We start from the raw sequence: 18,760 nt of genomic DNA on the forward strand, positions 1-18,760 counted from the left end.
TCGTGCTCCTATCCGACCTTACGCTGCGAGGCGGCTGGTGTAGCGGTTTTAGCTGCCCGGCGCGCGGCACTTTGCCTGCCCGTGCCCTTGTTGGCGTTGGCGGCGGTGCGCTTGGGCTGTTCTGTGGTCTTGCCTGCAAGGCCGGCACTTTCTCGAAGTGCGGCCAAAAGGTCGTTCGGCTTCGAAACCTGCACCTTCTTCGGTTTGGGAAGGGACCTGCCTTCGAGTTTAGCGCGGACCAGTTCGGCGACAGCCCGCTCATAGCGGTCATCGAAAGTGGCCGGGTCGAACTCGCCAATCTTCGTCGAAATGATATGCTTGGCAAGATCGAGCATCTCTCCCTCGATCTTCAGCTTGGGTATCTCTTCGAACGCCGTCTTCGACGAGCGGACCTCATAATCGTATTGGAGAGTGTTTGCGATCATGCCGGCGCCATGCGGGCGGATGAGAACCGTGCGCATGCGTCGGAAGAGGACGGTCCTTGCGATCGCCGCGACCTTCGCTCTCTTCATTCCGTCCCGCAGCAGTGTAAACGCATCGGATCCCACCCGGTCGCTCGGCGTCAGGTAGTAAGGCTTGTCGAAATAGACGTCGTCGATCTCGGAGCAGGGGACGAAGGCTTCGATCTCCAGGGTCTTGTTGCTCTCGGGGATGGTCGCGGCGATCTCCTCCGGATCGATCATGATGTAGCGACCATCGTCGATCTCGAAACCCTTCGTCTGTTCCTCTTTCGGCACCGGCTCCTCGGTCTCGCTGTCGACGAAGATGCGGTTCACCCGGTTGCCCGTCGCCTTGTTGACCGTGTTGAAGGTGATACGCTCTGCTGTTGAGGCAGCTGTATAGAGCGCAACGCCGCAGCTCACCTCTCCAACCTTCAAGAACCCCTTCCATTGGGCACGATGTCCTGGCGCCATGACGCGATACTCCTGATCGACGATTGTCGACTCAAGTCTGGCGAAGGTGATTCGTTCCGATGCGAAACGAATTAATTTCAATGGCTTGCCACCTGATGTTGAGAAGGCGATTCCAGCACGTCTGCGTCGCAAATTCCACGGCCCAAGGGCAGCCTCAAGGGGTATGGCGAAGGCGCCGCCTCATTTGAGGTCGTTCCCCGTCGGCTGCCTCCAGGGGCATTCGCGCGTCGATCAGACCTGGAAACCGGGTCTGGCATCGGTCGATCCCATCGAGTGAAACCATTCTCGGACAACCCATGGACATGCGTCTTCGAAGCTGCTCGAAGCTGAGGCTCGCTCCGTATTGCTTGACCAATGCTTGGCGGTCGAGATCGGCGCGGCGATCGCATGCGAGGCATTCAACGGAAATAATCGGATCGCGGAATTCGCGGATGGTCAGCTGGTTATAGGTATTTTTTCTCATCGATGACATCTTGGATACAGTCGCGATCGACCAGCTATTGGTTTGATTTTTAGATGTTTTTTCGATTAACTCGAGTATAGATTGTCGTCGTATAGGAATATTCACCCGATACATGCGCGTTGACTCACATTCATTCAAGGAACAAATAAGGAACATATGCGCTGTTGCGCAATTAGAAAACTTGAATCTGAATGATGAACAGCCATGGCCCAGGCAAGTGCGAAGCCCATTATTTTCGAATTGAGGGAGCGCATTCGACACCTCGAAAGAGGTCAGCGAGCCAAACCGCTTGTCCTGCCGTTCGGCGTTCCGGAGATTGACCAGAGCCTTCCTGGCGGAGGACTGGGCTGCGGTGCTCTGCACGAGTTCGCAGGTGGCGGGACGGGAACGGTGGATGGCGCGGCTGCCGCTTTGATGGTGGCCGGAATAGCGGCGCGCATGAAGGGCAAGGTGCTTTGGTGCCTGACGAGGCCTGACCTGTTTTTTCCGGCGGTCTCGCAAGCGGGACTGCACCCCGATCGGGTCATCTTTTGCGAAAGCGATCGCGAGGAGGATGTTCTGGCATCAATGGAAGAGGGCCTGGCGTTCGGAGGTCTTGCAGCTGTGATCGGGGAATTGGTCCGATTGCCGATGACCGCGTCGCGCCGCCTGCATCTGGCTGCCGAGAAGACCGGCACGATGGCGATCGCTCTCAGGAGGTGGAGGAGACAATCCGAGGCCTCTGACTACGGTCAGCCGACAGCGTCGACGACAAGATGGCGGATCAGCGTGCTGCCCTCTGAGCCGTTACCCGTTTCCGGAGTAGGCCGGGCCAGGTGGCTGGCCGAATTGATGCGCGTGAAAGCAGGCGAGTGTGCTGAGTTCGAAATAGGAGCCTGTGATGCCAAGGGTCGTATCTGTTTACTTCCCGTTTCTGCCGACAGACCGGATCAGACGGCACGGCAAGGACGCAGTTCCGGCTGACCAGCCTCTGGTGGTGATCGCCAAAAGCGGATCGAAACGCTGGATTTCGGCTGCGGATAATAACGCCCGAAAGCTTGGTCTCCATTCCGGAATGCCGGCAAGCAAGGCGCAGGCGATGGTCTCCAATCTTGTGACCGTCGATGCCGACCCCACCGCGGACGCTGCTGCGCTCGAACGCCTGGCGCTGTGGGCGCTGCGGCAGTACAGCCCGGTCGTCGCAGTGGACGGTACCGACGGGATCGTGATGGACACAGAAGGGGCCGACCATCTTCAGGGGGGCGAGGATCGGCTGATTTCGGGACTGGTGAACATGCTTCGCGCGCGGGGTCTCACAGCACGGGCGGCAGTTGCCGACACGCGGGGTGCCGCCCATGCGGTCGCCCGCCTGACATCTGCCGAGACGACGGTCGTTCCGATAGGAGGTCTTGCAAAGGCGGTGGTCGGACTGCCGATCCACTGCCTGAGACTACCGCTGGATACCACCCAGGGATTGAGGGCCATGGGCATCGAGACAGTCGGCGAACTGTCGGTACTGCCGCGCGCGCCGTTGACGCTTCGGTTCGGTCCGGAGCCGGGAAGACGGCTCGACCAGTTGTTCGGGCGCGTCGCCGAACCGATCGAGCCGCTTCGCACGCCGGAGCTGGTCGAGGTGTCGCGCAATTTTCAGGAACCGATCGGTGCTGCCGAGACGATCGCGAAATACGTCCGACGCCTGGTCGGCCAGCTGACGACGGAACTGGAGAGCCGCGGTCTCGGCGTCAGGCGGTCCGATCTCATCATCCATCGGGTTGACAATACGAGGCAGTCCCTGCGAGCCGGATTGGCGAAGCCTGTGCGTGACCCGGCCCGTCTCTCCAAACTGTTATGCGACCGCATCGAGAAAATCGATCCGGGCTACGGGATCGAGCGAATGGTCCTCGCCGCAATCATGGCCGAGCCGCTCGAAGAGAAGCAGACCGCCGCGTCCCTCATCGAAGAGCAGGTCGTCGATATCACGCCCTTGGTCGACATCCTCGGCAACCGTGGCCAACGTCTCTACCGGGTCACGCCAGTTGCTTCCGACGTCCCCGAGCGCTCCGTGGCGCGCGTCGGGCCGACCGTGGAGGAAACTGGAGCCACCTGGGCCGCCAAATGGCCGAGACCCTCCCGCCTGTTGCTGCATCCGGAAGAGATCGACGTGATCGCGGTCCTGCCGGACCAGCCACCGGCGGTTTTCTCTTGGAGGGGGAAACGCCGCCGTGTGAAGCGAGCCGACGGCCCCGAGCGCATATTCGGCGAATGGTGGACCACGCCTTTGGAAATGCGCGCCGTCCGCGATTACTTCGTCGTCGAGGACGAAACGGGCGAACGGTACTGGGTCTTCCGAGCCGGCGACGGCGTCGATGTGGCCACGGGCTCCCATAAGTGGTTCCTTCATGGAGTGTTCGGGTGATGAGATACGCCGAACTCCAGGTAACGTCGCATTTCAGTTTCCTCCGGGGAGCAAGTTCAGCCGAGGAGTTGTTCGCAACAGCTGCACTGTATGGCATCGACGCGCTCGGTGTCGTCGACCGTAATAGCCTTGCAGGGATCGTCCGCGCCTGGGAGGCGGCCAAGACAACGGGCGTTCGCCTCGTCGTCGGATGCCGTCTCGACCTGGCGGACGGAATGTCCCTTCTCCTCTACCCAACGGACCGCCCCGCCTATTCCAGGCTGACCCGATTGCTATCGCTCGGGAAAAGCCGTGGCGGCAAGGGCAAGTGCATCCTCGATATCACCGATGTCGAAGCTTACAGCGAGGGACTGCTGGCGATCCTCGTGCCGGATGAGGCGGACGACATCTACGCAGGCCAGCTGAGGAGGGTTGGCGCGATCTTCGGCGATCGTGCCTACGTCTCGCTTTGCCTCCGGCGTCGGCCGAACGACCGCCTCAGGCTTCACAACCTGTCGAACATGGCCGCCCGACACAGAGTGAAGACCGTCGTGACCAACGATGTCCTTTTCCACGAGCCGGGGCGACGGCAGCTGCAGGATATCGTCACCTGCATTCGAAACGGCACGACCATCGACGATGTCGGCTTCGACCGCGAGCGGCATGCCGACAGGTTCCTCAAGCCGCCGGAGGAGATGCATCGGCTATTTGCCGACTATCCCGAGGCGCTGGCTCGGACGCGCGAGGTCGTCGACCGCTGTCGTTTCGACCTCGGCCAGTTGCAGTACCAGTACCCCGAGGAGGCCATTGTTCCGGGCCTCGACCCCCAACAGTCGCTGGTAAAGCTGTCTTGGAAGGGGGCTGCGGAAAGATATCCAGAGGGTATTCCGGAAAAGGTCAGGACGGCGATCCAGCACGAGCTGGAACTGATCCGCGAGATGAAGTACGCGCCGTATTTCCTGACCGTCTTCAACATCGTCAGGTATGCACGCTCGCAGGGCATTCTCTGCCAGGGACGAGGGTCGGCCGCCAATTCGGCGGTCTGCTTTTGCCTTGGCATCACGTCGATCAATCCCGAGACATCCGACTTGCTCTTCGAGCGCTTCGTATCGCGCGAACGCGATGAACCGCCCGACATCGACGTCGACTTCGAGCACAATCGCCGCGAGGAAGTGATCCAGTGGATTTACGAGACCTATGGCCGTTCCCGTGCCGCGCTGGTCTGCACGGTCACCCGCTATCGCACGAAAGGGGCGCTGAAGGATGTAGGCAAGGCGCTAGGTCTGCCGACGGACCTGATCGAACAGCTGTCCTCAGGGGTCTGGGACTGGTCTGAGGGTGTCGGAGCGCGACAGCTCAAGGAGAACAATCTCAACATTGCCGACTATCGCCTGCGTCTGGCGCTCGAGCTGTCGTCGCAATTGATGGGTGCTCCGCGCCACCTTGGACAACACCCAGGCGGCTTTGTTCTGACGCAGGACCGTTTGGATGACTTGGTGCCGATCGAGCCGGCCTCAATGGACGACCGTCAGGTCGTTGAATGGGATAAAGACGATCTCGAGGCATTGAAATTCATGAAGATGGACGTCCTAGGGCTGGGAATGCTCAGCTGCATGTCCAGCGCCTTCGAGCTGCTTGCCGAACACAAGGGCCTTGAGATGGGACTTGCAGATGTCCCGCAGGAGGAATCGAAGACCTACGCGATGATACGGAAGGCCGACACGCTTGGGACATTCCAGGTGGAATCCCGTGCGCAGATGGCAATGCTTCCTCGCCTGAAGCCGAGGACGTTTTACGACTTGGTGATCCAGGTGGCGATCGTGCGCCCGGGTCCGATTCAGGGTGACATGGTGCATCCCTACCTTCGTCGACGCGAAGGCAAGGAGGAAGTGGTCTATCCGACGCCCGAACTCGAGGCGGTGCTAAAGAAGACCCTCGGGGTGCCGCTGTTCCAGGAAAGCGCCATGAAGGTCGCCATGGTCTGTGCGGGCTTCACGGCGGGTGAGGCCGACCAACTGCGCAAATCCATGGCGACCTTCAAATTCACAGGCGGCGTCTCGAAGTTCAAGGACAAGCTGATCACCGGGATGATCAACAACGGCTATACGCCGGAATTCGCAGAGCAGACGTTCGGACAGCTCGAAGGCTTCGGCTCGTACGGCTTCCCCGAAAGCCACGCCGCGAGTTTCGCGCTCATCGCCTATGCGTCCTGCTGGGTCAAATGCCATCATCCGGATGTTTTCTGCACCGCGCTTCTCAACAGCCAGCCGATGGGTTTTTACGCGCCCGCGCAAATCGTTGAGGACGCCCGAAAACATGGTGTCGAAGTCCGGCCCGTCTGCGTCAATCGTTCTCGCTGGGACTGCACGATGGAGCCGATCGAAGGCACCGATCGCTTCGCCGTCCGATTAGGGATGCGAATGGTCAAAGGCCTCGCGCTGAACGATGCTGCCAAAATCGTCATCGCCCGCACCGACCATCCATTCATGTCCGTCGACGATATGTGGCGACGGTCCGGCGTTCCGGTCGCAGCTCTCGAGAAGCTCGCCGAAGCAGATGCGTTCCTGCCGTCGCTGAAGCTCGAGCGCCGTCAGGCGCAATGGGACATCAAGGCGCTACGCGACGAACCCCTCGAACTCTGGGCAGCGGCCGCCGAACGCGAAGCCAGGACGATATCTGAGATGCAGGAGCCAGAGGTGACACTGAAATCGATGACGCAGGGCAGGGAGGTCGTCGAGGACTATTCGCATACTGGGCTGACGCTGAGGCGGCATCCCGTCAGTTTCCTGCGCGGTGAACTCGAGAAGAAGAGCATCGTCACCTGTGCCGAGGCCATGAGCCAGAGGGACGGCCGATGGCTGATGACGGCCGGGCTCGTTCTCGTCAGGCAGCGGCCGGGATCGGCAAAGGGCGTCATGTTCCTGACACTCGAAGACGAGACCGGGATCGTCAACGCCGTCGTGTGGCCGTCATTGTTCGAGCGTCAGCGCCGGGTTCTCATGGGGGCGAGCATGATGGCCATTAACGGGAAAATCCAGCGGGAAGGCGAGGTCGTTCATCTCGTTGCCCAGAGGCTGTTCGACCTGTCATCGGACCTCGCGAATATCGGGGCGAGCGACGGAGAGTTTCCGTTGCCGCACGGACGGGGCGATCAGGTCAAGCATGGTGGCGGGCCGGACCCGCGAGAAAATCCGAAGCCTGTCGTGCAGACGAGGGATATCTACATCCCCGATCTGCACATCGATACGCTCAAGGTGAAAAGTCGAAACTTCCACTAGAGCGGAACGCACCCTTACCCCGATTTCTGATCGAGCGCAGCGGCGACCCGTCACTTCCTTCTGATCATGCGAGGGCGACGTTTGCAATTGCCGCGGCCTTCCTTCTACGCGGATCAAGGCGACCATTTCGGCCAGGCCGGCGGTGAAGTTCAGCGCCGCTCCTTTGGTTGACGGTAGGCGAGAAGCTGAGGCGACGGTGGCGTGACTGGATCGACATCGTTTCGATTTTTGTAGCGCGATTGCTGTCCTGGAACTGGACTTCTAAGCTCACCGAACATAAAAGAGAATGGACGATTCTCTTTTGGAGGTCTTTGATGCCGTTCCCTCTCTCGAATAATATAGATCTGCCGCTTATTGATCTTGACGCGACGTCGCAGGCTGAACTGGTAAGGAGAGGTAGCTTAACGGCTGCCGATCTGCTTGATGCCGCAACTGCACGATATCAAGCCCTGAACCCTATTGTGAATGCGGTTGCGATCTTTAATCCCGATAAGGCCAGCCAGCGTCTACACCGAAATTCAAGCGGCACCGTTTTCGAAGGGGTGCCGACGATACTGAAGGATCTTCTTGCCTATCCTGGCCTGCCGGCTTCGTTCGGCTCACGGCTTTTGGCCGGGTATGTTCCCGCCGCAGGGTCACCCTATACCGACGCAATTGATGCCGCCGGCCTGGCTGTCGTGGGCAAGTCAACCACCTCGGAGTTTGGCCTCCTGGGTACAACAGAATCGATGGTAACGGGCCAGACACGCAATCCTTGGGATCTGTCGCGCTCGACCGGAGGGTCGTCAGGGGGAGCGGCAGCGGCTGTCGCCTCGGGCATGTTTCCGGTGGCGCACGCCTCGGATGGAGGTGGCTCGATACGCGGTCCGGCCTCGCTTTGCGGCGTCTTTGGTTTCAAGCCTGGACGAGGCAAAACAAGATCGACAGGCATGCCCGATGACGCGCCACTTTCGGCCTTACTGAGCGACCATTGTCTCAGCCGAACTGTTCGGGACAGCGCCACTTGGCTACGCGTGACGGAAAAAGAAGGGACCGCCAATCCGTTGGCCGATGCTGCCGAACTGGCCGCGAATTCACCTGGCTCGCTGCGGATCGGCTGGTTCGAGCGAGACTGTTTCGGCGATCTGCCTGACCCGGACGTGCGAATAGCGCTCAGTGCAACGGTGGAGCTTTGTGAAGCGCTTGGTCATCGCCTCATGCAAATTGACGGCCCACGATTGAATCGTGCGGGGTCTGGAGGTGCAATTCTCGATCTGATGGCGGTGACGACCGCACATATCACGGGGATGGTCGCCCCAAACCTCACAGCGAGCCAAAGTGAGCAGTCGCTGGAGCCCTATACACGCTGGTTGGTTGAACGTGGCCGCGGGATTGCTCCTTCCCGCATCGGTGAAGCGATGCAGACGATGGCGGCGGTTGGCCACGACTTTACAAAATTTCTTAACGGGTTCGACGTGCTGCTCTCTCTGACAATTCCATTTACTGCCTTCCCGCTCGGCGAGTTTGCTCCCGGCACTGACAACGAAGTTTTGCGTTTGCATTTTGAGCGGAGTGCCGCATTCACGGCTCCTGCCTCAATGGCAGGCTATCCGGCCATGTCCGTGCCATTACACGTCAGCGAAAGCGGTCTGCCGATCGGAAGCCACTTCGTTGCCCGCGAGGGCCAGGAGGCGCTTCTGTTCCGATTGGCCTTTCAGCTTGAGGCAGCGGCTCCATGGCTTCCCAGACTGCAAGAGCTGTCTCGGAGGCTGACATGGCCCAAGTCCTGAAAAAAGAGATGCATGCCCGCATTCTTCAAGCCGCAGGCAAGCAATTTGCGGCACGAGGCTTCGAGGCTGTCCGTCTTGCCGACATAGCGCGCGAGGCCGGCACTGCCGTCAGCAATATCTATAAATACGTGGCCGACAAAGAAGCTCTGTTCCTCAAGGTCGTCACCCCTGATCTCGCGGAGCGCCACATGCAACTTTTGCGGGCCCGCCTAGATGAGTTTGGTGAGCGTCGGCCCTGGACCGCTCTCACCGACAGCCAATCATCTGCTGCAGCAAAGCTCCTCGAGTTTTGGGTGGATCACCGACATGTTGCGGCGATCCTAATTGGCAATGCCCAGGGCAGCCGCTTTGCCGGTGTCCGTGAACAAATAATCGAGGAGATGACCTCACGCGCGATGAAGACACAAGGGAAGGAAGAAGACGGATCTCTTGAGTTCGTCCTTCGCCGGATTTTCTCTGCGACCTTGGACACTATTTGCGCAATTCTGCAGCAGTATCAGAAACCTGAAGACATTCGCAAAGTTATCGGGTGCTTCTGGCGTTTCCAATTGGCCGGCTTGCAGGCCTTGTTGAAGGATGAAGCCTAAACACTGGGTCACTTGCTCCAAAGGCTGTAGGGCCCCTCAGTTCTGTGGTTCGCAGGACATTGCGCTGCTCACCTCAAGCAGAATGCATCCTCCGTATCCAACAATCAGCGGGGATGCTCGCGTTCGCGAAGTTGGACGACTGACACGACGACGGATGAGCACATTGATTTCCCGCTTTCTGCGCCAGTTCCATAAGACATGTTATGCGATTTACAACTTTAAGTTGTTTTGCATATTTAGGTTGTTGTTCTCTGCCGGCAGCTGTGATCTCCGAACTGTCCTTGATCGGGAAAGCGCTGACGCTGTATTTCCCGCCACCCGTGGCGAGCCCATCTAAGTCAGAAGGAGCGTTTGCCGACCCTGACCGTTTAGCAGATCAACTGCTTTTCGGTTGAAAGACACGAACGTCTCGCCACCAAGTCACGCTCCTTCATGCGCGATGACGCCGTCTGCAAAATCGCCTCCGGCCTCAAGGACGGCCAGGCCCGCCTCCACGGCCGGCCTGTCCATCGAGACGAACTTGCGATGCACCAAATTCTACTGCTGATTCATGGTGCTCTAAATAGAATTACTTGCCCAATCTTCGTGCCCGTGGCGAACTCGTATCACAAAAATTGTGTCATCGTCTTCGATCCGGTAGACAATTAGATGCGCTTTGAAGGGATGAATTCTAACAGGCGGATGAATTTCATCCCGTTCCCGCGCGATGCGTGGATTGGCACCGATCAGATCAAGGAGTGCGAAAAGGTCATCGTGGTAACGCTGCGCCTGCACTACTCCGAACAAGCGAACACCCTGCTCGGCGATCGCGATTACGTCTTCTTCCGCTTCGACAGAAAGCCTGAAGCTCATGACTTGCTGGCACGAGCCACAGCTTCGGCAAAAAGTTCGTCCTTTGATCGAATCCCAACACCACTTTGAAGCCCGGCATCGACGAAGCTCTGCATGGCGGCAATCTTGTCGTTGCGTGTCTGGTCGCGTCGGATCAGGTCGCGCACGTAGTCGCTGGCATTAGAATATCGCCCCGTCCTGGCCTGGGCCTCCACCCAATCCTTCATCGGGTCTGGAAGAGATACATTCATCGTAGCCATTGGAAACCTCCATTTGAAGGTACCATTACCGATCTTGGCAAAGTTTGTCAAAGACTGGATTCGGGTGCATGGCGGCCTCCGTTGGTTAGCCCTAGAACCTTGCGCGCTCTTCGAAGTTCGCGCTGCCGAGAAGCGCCCCCTCACGGGGCGGTGTTTGAAGATCTCGCGGCTTATTCAGCGCGACAGCCCGCTCTCCTTGAAATGAAGAGCTCAACTGAGCTTAGGAAGCGCAAGATATGCAACGTGAGCATCAGCCCTGGCTCAAATAAGATCTAAAGGCCGGGACTTCTGCAAAACAACGAGGTTGTTTGGGGCTGGCGATGAGCCGGCATTGCATTCCTCGACCCAGCGCATGGATAGACCGCCTCACCAGGTATCGATGCAACAACGGCAGGAGATTGGCGTCGTGCCGAAGGCTGCACCGCCAGTCTCACCAGTTGCTTCGCCGGTCGTTCGTGCAGACGGGTTGCAGTTTCGTCGCGCCGAGCCCGATCGATCCCTTCCTGAAGGCTTTCTATAATCCTGACGTTCCGGTCTATGCCCATGATCCGGTCAGGGGCAAACAGCTTTTCGACGACGCCGGCTGTCCGCGCGGGCCTGACGGTGTGCGCTTCGACGTGCCGCACGATGTGATGCCCTATGGTGACACCTATACCCGACGAACTGGCCGCGCCGCGAGATCACCCGGTAGCGCCCGCGAAAGCCCCTTGCCTCCATGCTCGCGATCGCATCGACCATGGAGAGACTGGCGCCGATGATAAGGATATCGGAACTTTCGACCAACCGGTCGAGTGCGCCCGGATTCCACGGATTTTCGGGGAAGCGCGGATGGCCTGCGGCTGCGGCTTCGTCAGGACGCAGACCGGGTTGGAATACCCCGGGCGCAAGCACCGCCTCGTCCGCTTCTAACACAGCGCCCTGCGTGGTCGTAACACGGATCCGATGTGGCGACGATGACAGATGCGCCCCCGACGAGCGGACATGATTTAGGCTGGATCCGGATCGCGCTTGCGCTGCCGCGCGCTTCAGTTCGTCGCGAACATAGGTCCCGTAAAGATGACGCGGGCGGGCTGCTTGCGGCGACGTCAGCGGGTCAGGTGACCCATGTCGTCGTGATAGAGCGAGAAGATCTCGGCCGGTCCGTTGACGAGATGGGCCGGGTCGGCGGTGCTATAGGCAACGCCGCGCCCGAGCTCGGCACGCGGCTCCAGGATGGTGATAGACAGTGCGACCATCGTTTCGGCGGGCAGTTTGAGCGCGGAGAGGGCCCCGGCAAAGCCGCCGCCGACAATGACGACAGAATGACCTGGCTTCGGATCGAACTGCATGAGACCTCTCCTTCGCCGTCACACAGACCCGGGACCGACTGAAAAAGCGCATAGATAACCTGCCGGCCTAACACCGGAAGCCGGGGCCACCTCGAACGATGATCGGAATTTCAGCGACGCAGATCGGCTGTGCCTAGAAGACCTTGCCTTCTTCCAGATGCGTCGTCGTTCCGTTGATGTAGAAATCGCCGACCACACGCGCCTTGTGCAGCAACGGATTATGGTTGAGCACGGTGCGGATGTTGCGCCAGTGGCGGTCGAGGTTGAGATGCCTTGACGTGGCCGACTCGCCGCCGAGTTCGAAGACATTGGTTGCGGCAGAAAGCGCGATCTGGGAGGCGACGATCTGGATGCGCGCCGTCGTAAGCGCGCTTTCGACGAGGGCTGCCTCCAATCTTTCAGAATCGCCTGCGCCGAACGCCTCGACGGAACGGTCCAGTGCGCGGGCCGCCTCGCGGATCAATGTATCGACGGCAAATGAGCCGCTGGCGATCTCGCCTAGGATTTTCTGGACAAACGGGTCGGCATTGGCCGTTTCGGCAGTGCTATGGGCGGCCGAACGCGCCTGTCTGCGCACATAATCGGTGCCCTCAGCCACGGCACCGCGCACCGCACCCGCCATGGAGGCGGCAAGATGAAGCTGGCGAAGCGTAGACGTGTGACGGCCGACGAGCGTATTCAGGCCACGCGTGAAAATCTCGTGCGGCAGGACCTCGACGTCCTCCAGCAACACGCCGCCGCTCGCCGTCAGCCGCTGGCCCATGCCGTCCCAGTCGTCGAGAACGGTGGGCCTTCGCCCTCGCAGGCGATCGACCGTTACGTCGGACCACTCAGACACCCGGTTCACATTCACGATGCCTCTATAATCAGCCAGCGAGGGTCTCTCAAACGGCTCATGCGCCCTGCGCCAAGGTATCAGCTCCTATCTCGGGTTTTGCTTGGAACGTGCTCTTGGAGTGCTTCGAGAAGGATCTCGGCAGAAAACGGCTTCTTAACAAAACTTGCATTGCTCGGGAGATCACCCTCCTTGGGCATCCTTGCTCCCGATGCGACGATCACCTCTATGTTTGGCCACCGCTCGGCGACCTTCCTGGCCAATTCGAAACCGTCAAGGTCTCCGCCGGTCTGCACGTCGGTAAACAGTAGCTGGAGGAAGCTGTATTTTTCGAGAAACGCGAAAGCTTCGTCGGCCGTATCCGCCTCTACGACGTAATATCCAGCTTCCGAAATTAAGTCGGCAGTATCCATCCGGATCAATGGTTCGTCATCCACGACGAGTGCGATGGGTTCGGCGATCTTGTCGAATCGTTCTTTATCCATGCTCGCTAACACGATCCCCGAAGGCTTGTTCCAAACTTTTGATATAATTTCGAAAATAACTGGAAACATTTGAGATGATGCAAATCGAAGTGATTGAGATTACCGTCCTTTTGTCGCCAATGTGCAAGGATTTCTCGTGTTGGAACCAGCTTGTTGAGCACGCCGGCCATGCCCGGCTCGCAGTCCCGAGACCGCCCCAGGTCCCCCGTGCACCAAACACGGCACATGAGATGGTGCGGTTCTTCCTGGTGCCTAGCTGAGCTTCGTATGGAAATTGTCGCTGCGAACTAACGTCAGCGAGATCGGTGAGTGCACGGCATCAGGAATCCCAGAAGGTAGATCAAGAGATCTGACCCGGGCGTCTAAGACGGGCTTTAACCCTTCTGTTGAGCCAGTTGATTCGGCGCTGGTATTGGCTTCCATAGGTCTCTCCATCGCAAAAGCCCGAATACCGACAGTCCGGTCCACAACCCGGTTTTGGCAACCATCCCGGCGATTGTGCGAGCGGCCCTCCAGCTAAAAAAATCGGATTGGATCTCCTTAACAGAACCAGACGGGTACCTAAGTGTTCCGGTTCTTCCGTCCCCTCCCGGACGGTTTGCCATCATCCCGAAGTCTCCAAGCGACGGGATGTTTGGCCTTCCGTCGTTTTCTGCGCGGACAGGGCGAGTTCCGACAGTCTGGTCTGTTCCCTGCGGCATCCGGTATTGATGAGGTTGAGGGATAACATGCCCCTGGTCACATCCGATCGGCACATGCCGGTCAGGCTCCGTCCGTCTGCTCACGCCTGAAGGCCGGTGAAGACATGATAGACAGTCCAGGAGCGGTCGGATTCGATGCCGCACGCCAAAACGGCGCCATGCATTCACTATCAAGAATTCGTAGTGTATGGCAGGCCGTAGTCTCTGACACCGCGAAGCCAGATAGGCCAAATCAGACGAGATTTATTCTTATGCTTCGATTGAGGCAATCAAGGCGAAAAGTTTTTTCGGCGTTATTTCATATAGAAACAGCAGCGAACTAAAGTAAAAATCCTTTTCCTTAAATAAATTCCCCCTTATTCATAAAAAATAAAGCTACAGGCGAGCAAAGATTATTTCGTATCATGTTCCTCTCCCGCTAATATTTCCTGCCACTCCTATCAATCGAGTGTCATAAGTGCTATCTAGGGGATGCAGCTGCCCTATGCGCCGGCCGCAGAAAGATTTCTCATGATATTCCGTCCCCTCCACGACCGCGTCGTCATCAGGCGCGCGGAAGGCGATCTCACATCCAAGGGCGGGATCATCATTCCCGATACCGCCAAACAAAAACCCCCGGAAGGCGAGTGCTTGTCGTCGGGCCTGGTTCCCGCGACGAAATCGGTAAGCTTATCCTGCTCGACGTCGAGGCCGGCAATACGATCCTGTTCGGCAAATGGTCCGCAACAGAAGTCAAGACCGGCGGCGAAGCCCTGCTGATCATGAAGAAATCCGACATCATGGGTATTGTCGGGAAGGCCGCCTGATCCGTGGAATTTCCGATCCCTTCTCTCAAGACTGAACTGGGCAAAGACCATGTCTGCCAAGGAAATTATCTTCTCCACCGAAGCCCGCGACCGGTTGCTGCGCGGCGTGGAACTGCTGAACAATGCCGTCAAGGTGACGCTCGGCCCCAAGGGCCGCAATGTCGTCATCAATAAATCCTTCGGCGCGCCGCGCATCACCAAGGACGGCGTCTCCGTCGCCAAGGAAATCGAGCTTGAAGACAAGTTCGAGAACATGGGCGCGCAGATGGTGCGCGAAGTCGCCTCGAAGACCAATGATCTTGCTGGCGATGGCACGACGACGGCGACCGTGCTTGCCGCTTCCATCTTGCGCGAAGGAGCCAAGCTAGTTTCGGCCGGCATGAACCCGATGGACCTGAAGCGCGGCATCGATCTCGCCGTTAGCGCCGTGCTTGCGGAAATCAAGGCGCGCGCCACCAAGGTCAAATCTTCGAGCGAAATCGCCCAGGTTGGCACGATCGCCGCCAACGGCGATGCCGAGGTCGGCGAGATGATCGCCAGTGCGATGGACAAGGTCGGCAGCGAGGGCGTCATCACCGTCGAAGAGGCAAGGACCGCCCATACCGAACTCGATGTCGTCGAAGGCATGCAGTTCGACCGCGGTTATCTCTCGCCCTATTTCGTGACCAATACCGAAAAGATGCGCGTAGAGCTGGAGGATCCTTACATCCTCGTCCATGAGAAGAAGCTCGACAACCTGAAGGCAATGCTCCCGATCCTCGAGGCGGTGGTGCAGAGCGGCAAGCCGCTGCTAATCATCTCCGAGGATGTCGAAGGTGAGGCCTTGGCGACGCTCGTGGTCAACAAGCTGCGCGGCGGCCTGAAAGTTGCGGCCGTCAAGGCGCCAGGCTTCGGCGACCGCCGCAGAGCGATGCTCGAAGACATCGCCATTCTGACATCCGGCGAGATGATCTCCGAGGATCTCGGCACCAAGCTGGGGAGTGTCACGATCGATATGCTCGGCCGCGCGAGGCGTGTGCTGATCGAGAAGGACACGACGACGATCATCGACGGCTCCGGCGACAAAGCCGCCATCCAGGCGCGCATCCAGCAGATCAAGGCGCAGATCGAGGAAACCACCTCCGATTACGACAAGGAAAAGCTGCAGGAGCGGCTGGCAAAGCTCGCCGGCGGCGTTGCGGTGATCCGAGTCGGCGGCGCGACCGAGCTCGAAGTCAAGGAAAAAAAGGACCGCATCGACGACGCGCTGAACGCCACCCGTGCGGCGGTTGAAGAGGGTATCGTTCCCGGCGGCGGCGTGGCGTTGCTGCGTGCGAAATCGGTGCTGGCCAGCCTCACCGGCGACAATGCCGATGTGACGGCGGGCATCTCAATCGTGCGCCGAGCGCTCCAAGCGCCGATCCGGCAGATTGCCGACAATGCCGGCGTCGAAGGTTCGATCGTTATCGGCAAGCTCGCCGACAGTAAAGATCACAACGAGGGCTTCGACGCGCAGACGGAAACCTATGTCGATATGATAAAAGCCGGAATCGTCGATCCAGCCAAGGTCGTGCGGACCGCCCTGCGGGATGCCGGCTCGATCGCAGCACTGCTGGTCACCTGCGAAGCGATGATCGCCGACATTCCTGCAAAAGACTTTGCCTCCGGCGCCGGAAACAACGCCATGACCGGGATGGGATACTGAGGACAGTGCCTGAGCCGCTTGGCGGGGTGGCCGGGCGGTGGAACGCGAACAACGACAGAGACGGAGATTTGCAAGGCCATGCAGAACAGCAGCAAGACATCGATCGCCGGGCAGATCGACAGCTACCAGCCTTCCAAGACGACCCTCGTATGGGCTTGCGCCATCACAGCGGTCGCAACCATCGTCATTGGCTTCAACTGGGCCGGCTGGGTGACGGGCGGCACCTTCCGCACGGCGGAAGCGACCGCAGTCGAGAACGCGCGCGGCGAGCTTGCCTCCGCTATATGCGTCGAGCGGTTCAACGCTGCGCCGGATGCGTCCGCAAAACTTGCGGAGTTCAAGGCGATCACCGACAGCTATAAGAAGCGTCAGTTCATCGAGGCCGGTCGGTGGGCGACCATGCCGGGACAGACCACTCCTGACAGGCTCGGGGTTCAGGGTTGCACCACGGCTCTTGCCGGCTGAGACACCCGGTCACGGAAACGCTCCCATATTGGTTGGAAGCGCAGCCCCAATCGACCAGATCAGGAAAATAACGAATGATCGGCTTCGAAAAAAGGCCGACTCGCAAACAACGCCTGAGAAAGCCGAGAACAAGCCCGTCGAACAGCTCCGCGAGATACCCGCCGAGGGACTTAAGAAACCGGCCGCGAATGGCACCTATCACGTGCCCGGCAAAATGCTGGACGACCCGCCTCATCTGAGAGAGCCTTCAGGTTTGGATTACACATGAGGCTGCATCTCTGCTTCATTGCGCAGCTCACGGCTGACGAACCCGCACCTCAGCATCGAGCGTCTTGAGAAGGTCCGAAATCTTGATCGTCGAGATATTCGAAAACGTGTCGTGAACCACATAGGGCAGAACGATCTGGTCGTTGTGGCGCATCGCGCCGCAGGTATAGACGACGTTTGGCCCGTATTCCTTCCCGTTTGGGGGCCGCGGCCAGATCAGCGGCTCCTTCGAGGAATTTTGGGCAAATCGACCTGCTCACGTCTAGCCACATGTGGGATGGCTGCCTCAATGCCTGATTGTTCCTTGTTTGTGCCTTCAACATTAGGATGTTGCGTTATTGAAAGAATATGCTGCAGTTGCGGTGCATCCGTCGCGGTGGGCCAGGACTGACGTATCTGCGTGACGAGCCCCGCATCGATCTGACCGATCTCGCCAACAACGCGTTGCAACAGCGCCAGAAGCTATGACGAAACCGCCAAGCGCATCCGCTTCCTCGGCTATGATGGCATGTTCGAGATTCGCTTCTTCATGGACATCGACGTGCTAACTAAAGGACCTTGCCCCGGTAGCGACGTCGGAAGGGCATTATCAACCGGCATTTGCCCGGCTTCGAACCAGAATTCTCGACGTTGATACACGCATGTATGCTTCTGCGCGAGTGATGGATCCGTTCACGGGCGAGACTGATCGGAAAGGTCCAAGTAACCCTCAATGACAGGATGGTCAAAGAGACAATGAAGCTGCCCCGCTTGCATTGAGCCATCGCATTCGGGTGCTCGAGCTTCTCACGCCCATCCTATTCCGCAGCAAGTCCATTAAGTCGGCTCGCCGACTGGAGCGTCTCCAGATCGTGCAGCCGAACGCCCGGCCAAACCTTCCTCGCGATCTCGGTAAGGTGTTGATGATGCGTGAGGTAGATCACCTGCCCATGGCGGGCCATCTCAGTGAACAACCGGAAGGCCTCCTCGGGGCGAAAATCGTCGAACGTTTCCATGATGTCGTCTGCGATGAACGGAATGGGAGCACGATTGGCGACGAACTCGTGATATCCCGCTACCCGGAGCGCGAGATACAGCTGAAAACGCGCGCCTTTGGAGAGTTCGTCGGCGATCTTAGAACCGCCTTTTGCCGATACGGCGATGAGGAGCTCGCCGTCCTTGCCGGGCTGCGCGGCGACCCCCGTGTAGGCTCCGCGGCTAGTGGTCCTGAACGCCTCGGATGCTCGTTGGAGAAGACATGCTGGGGAACACCGCTCCGCGCCAGCGGGAGAAAATTGTAATCCCAGTCCTCCACTCGTTGGACGTGCGAAAGATGCTTGCGGGTATTCTCGTGCGCGATGATCTTGGCGCCGCCGGACCCGATCCAGGGATTTCCATCCGTGGTCGAAATGCCAATGGGTGTTGATCAAGTGGGACACCGGGTCCCGCGAGATGTCGGATAGCGCCTTGGTCATCTGTTTCTGAGAGAGACTGATCCCGGCGTCCACGCCATGTCGCTGGCGCGCTGCAGGTCGCAGCCCATCATACCCCCCGAGCCTGACGGAATTCTGTGACCTTGGTTTGCCGGAGCATCGGGTCCGACGCGGCCGCGACATGCAAGACGTAAGACGGGACAAGGTTTAGCCCGGAACTCAACATCCTGCGGCGCCCGGACGTCGCCAGCGCTGCCAGGTCCCAACAGAACGACGCGATCATCCCGAGGATCAGGACCTT

General features: G+C 59.0%; 14 protein-coding genes and 6 pseudogenes. 9 read left to right on the forward strand and 11 right to left on the reverse strand.

Going from position 1 to position 18,760, the window contains the following annotated elements; translation table 11 throughout:
• Nucleotides 1-8: 8 nt before the first annotated feature.
• Both FHT92_RS24760 and FHT92_RS24765 read right to left on the reverse strand, forming a co-directional pair.
• Nucleotides 9-914, reverse strand: coding sequence for a Ku protein (locus FHT92_RS24760; RefSeq protein WP_183749247.1), 906 nt, complete (start codon nucleotides 912-914; stop codon nucleotides 9-11).
• Between the two features lie 154 nt (nucleotides 915-1,068).
• On the reverse strand, nucleotides 1,069-1,377 hold the full coding sequence (locus tag FHT92_RS24765) for a hypothetical protein (RefSeq protein WP_246715413.1): 309 nt from the start codon (nucleotides 1,375-1,377) through the stop codon (nucleotides 1,069-1,071).
• Between the two features lie 204 nt (nucleotides 1,378-1,581).
• On the opposite strand from FHT92_RS24765, the gene FHT92_RS24770 reads away from it, so the two are divergent.
• From FHT92_RS24770 to FHT92_RS24790, 5 genes are all read left to right on the forward strand, one after another.
• Complete coding sequence (locus FHT92_RS24770; RefSeq protein WP_183749248.1) at nucleotides 1,582-2,340, forward strand: ImuA family protein; 759 nt, start codon at nucleotides 1,582-1,584, stop codon at nucleotides 2,338-2,340.
• Complete coding sequence (locus FHT92_RS24775) at nucleotides 2,258-3,772, forward strand: Y-family DNA polymerase (protein WP_183830283.1); 1,515 nt, start codon at nucleotides 2,258-2,260, stop codon at nucleotides 3,770-3,772. The genes FHT92_RS24770 and FHT92_RS24775 overlap by 83 nt, the downstream gene beginning before the upstream one ends.
• On the forward strand, nucleotides 3,772-7,029 hold the full coding sequence (locus tag FHT92_RS24780; RefSeq protein WP_183830286.1) for an error-prone DNA polymerase: 3,258 nt from the start codon (nucleotides 3,772-3,774) through the stop codon (nucleotides 7,027-7,029). Before FHT92_RS24775 ends, FHT92_RS24780 begins: the two co-directional genes overlap by 1 nt.
• Nucleotides 7,030-7,343: 314 nt before the next feature.
• Nucleotides 7,344-8,798, forward strand: a complete 1,455-nt coding sequence (locus FHT92_RS24785) for an amidase (RefSeq protein ID WP_183830289.1) — start codon at nucleotides 7,344-7,346, stop codon at nucleotides 8,796-8,798.
• Nucleotides 8,783-9,385, forward strand: a complete 603-nt coding sequence (locus FHT92_RS24790; protein ID WP_183749252.1) for a TetR/AcrR family transcriptional regulator — start codon at nucleotides 8,783-8,785, stop codon at nucleotides 9,383-9,385. Before FHT92_RS24785 ends, FHT92_RS24790 begins: the two co-directional genes overlap by 16 nt.
• A 333-nt stretch (nucleotides 9,386-9,718) precedes the next feature.
• Here FHT92_RS24790 and FHT92_RS29495 read toward each other — a convergent pair.
• The 3 genes and pseudogenes from FHT92_RS29495 to FHT92_RS24805 all read right to left on the reverse strand — a co-directional run.
• Nucleotides 9,719-9,901, reverse strand: a pseudogene (locus FHT92_RS29495) (VapC toxin family PIN domain ribonuclease); the annotation flags it as partial.
• A 42-nt stretch (nucleotides 9,902-9,943) separates the two neighbouring features.
• Nucleotides 9,944-10,237: a type II toxin-antitoxin system RelE/ParE family toxin gene (locus tag FHT92_RS24800; protein ID WP_183830292.1), complete on the reverse strand. Its 294-nt coding sequence runs from the start codon at nucleotides 10,235-10,237 to the stop codon at nucleotides 9,944-9,946.
• Nucleotides 10,234-10,476 (reverse strand): type II toxin-antitoxin system ParD family antitoxin, encoded by a 243-nt coding sequence (locus FHT92_RS24805; RefSeq protein WP_183749254.1) that lies wholly within the window; start codon nucleotides 10,474-10,476, stop codon nucleotides 10,234-10,236. The genes FHT92_RS24800 and FHT92_RS24805 overlap by 4 nt, the downstream gene beginning before the upstream one ends.
• 455 nt (nucleotides 10,477-10,931) lie before the next feature.
• On the opposite strand from FHT92_RS24805, the gene FHT92_RS29775 reads away from it, so the two are divergent.
• Nucleotides 10,932-11,234, forward strand: coding sequence for a hypothetical protein (locus FHT92_RS29775; RefSeq protein WP_312858793.1), 303 nt, complete (start codon nucleotides 10,932-10,934; stop codon nucleotides 11,232-11,234).
• Nucleotides 11,235-11,409: 175 nt separating this feature from the next.
• Here the strand turns inward: FHT92_RS29775 and FHT92_RS29780 are convergent.
• From FHT92_RS29780 to FHT92_RS24820, 3 genes and pseudogenes are all read right to left on the reverse strand, one after another.
• Nucleotides 11,410-11,804: pseudogene (locus FHT92_RS29780) on the reverse strand (FAD/NAD(P)-binding protein); the annotation flags it as partial.
• A gap of 133 nt (nucleotides 11,805-11,937) precedes the next feature.
• A pseudogene (locus tag FHT92_RS24815) lies at nucleotides 11,938-12,591 on the reverse strand (acyl-CoA dehydrogenase); the annotation flags it as partial.
• A gap of 128 nt (nucleotides 12,592-12,719) precedes the next feature.
• The gene (locus FHT92_RS24820; RefSeq protein ID WP_183749255.1) at nucleotides 12,720-13,124 is read right to left on the reverse strand and encodes a response regulator; all 405 of its coding nucleotides are present in this window, start codon (nucleotides 13,122-13,124) and stop codon (nucleotides 12,720-12,722) included.
• Nucleotides 13,125-14,335: 1,211 nt separating this feature from the next.
• On the opposite strand from FHT92_RS24820, the pseudogene FHT92_RS24825 reads away from it, so the two are divergent.
• From FHT92_RS24825 to FHT92_RS24835, 3 genes and pseudogenes are all read left to right on the forward strand, one after another.
• Nucleotides 14,336-14,631, forward strand: a pseudogene (locus FHT92_RS24825) (co-chaperone GroES).
• A gap of 49 nt (nucleotides 14,632-14,680) precedes the next feature.
• The gene (gene groL / locus FHT92_RS24830; RefSeq protein WP_183749256.1) at nucleotides 14,681-16,315 is read left to right on the forward strand and encodes a chaperonin GroEL; all 1,635 of its coding nucleotides are present in this window, start codon (nucleotides 14,681-14,683) and stop codon (nucleotides 16,313-16,315) included.
• A 78-nt stretch (nucleotides 16,316-16,393) separates the two neighbouring features.
• Nucleotides 16,394-16,780 carry a hypothetical protein gene (locus FHT92_RS24835; protein WP_183749257.1) on the forward strand — a complete coding sequence of 129 codons (387 nt, stop codon included), beginning with the start codon at nucleotides 16,394-16,396 and terminating at the stop codon, nucleotides 16,778-16,780.
• Between the two features lie 295 nt (nucleotides 16,781-17,075).
• Here FHT92_RS24835 and FHT92_RS29690 read toward each other — a convergent pair whose 3' ends face one another.
• The 3 genes and pseudogenes from FHT92_RS29690 to FHT92_RS24855 all read right to left on the reverse strand — a co-directional run.
• Nucleotides 17,076-17,201, reverse strand: coding sequence for a hypothetical protein (locus FHT92_RS29690; protein WP_281412883.1), 126 nt, complete (start codon nucleotides 17,199-17,201; stop codon nucleotides 17,076-17,078).
• 643 nt (nucleotides 17,202-17,844) lie between these two features.
• Nucleotides 17,845-18,282 (reverse strand): annotated as a pseudogene (locus FHT92_RS24850) (ATP-binding protein); the annotation flags it as partial.
• Nucleotides 18,267-18,594 (reverse strand): annotated as a pseudogene (locus FHT92_RS24855) (MBL fold metallo-hydrolase); the annotation flags it as partial. The pseudogenes FHT92_RS24855 and FHT92_RS24850, both read right to left, overlap by 16 nt.
• Between the last annotated feature and the right edge of the window lie 166 nt (nucleotides 18,595-18,760).

Source organism: Rhizobium sp. BK377 (genome assembly GCF_014193935.1).
Taxonomy (GTDB): Bacteria; Pseudomonadota; Alphaproteobacteria; order Rhizobiales; family Rhizobiaceae; genus Rhizobium.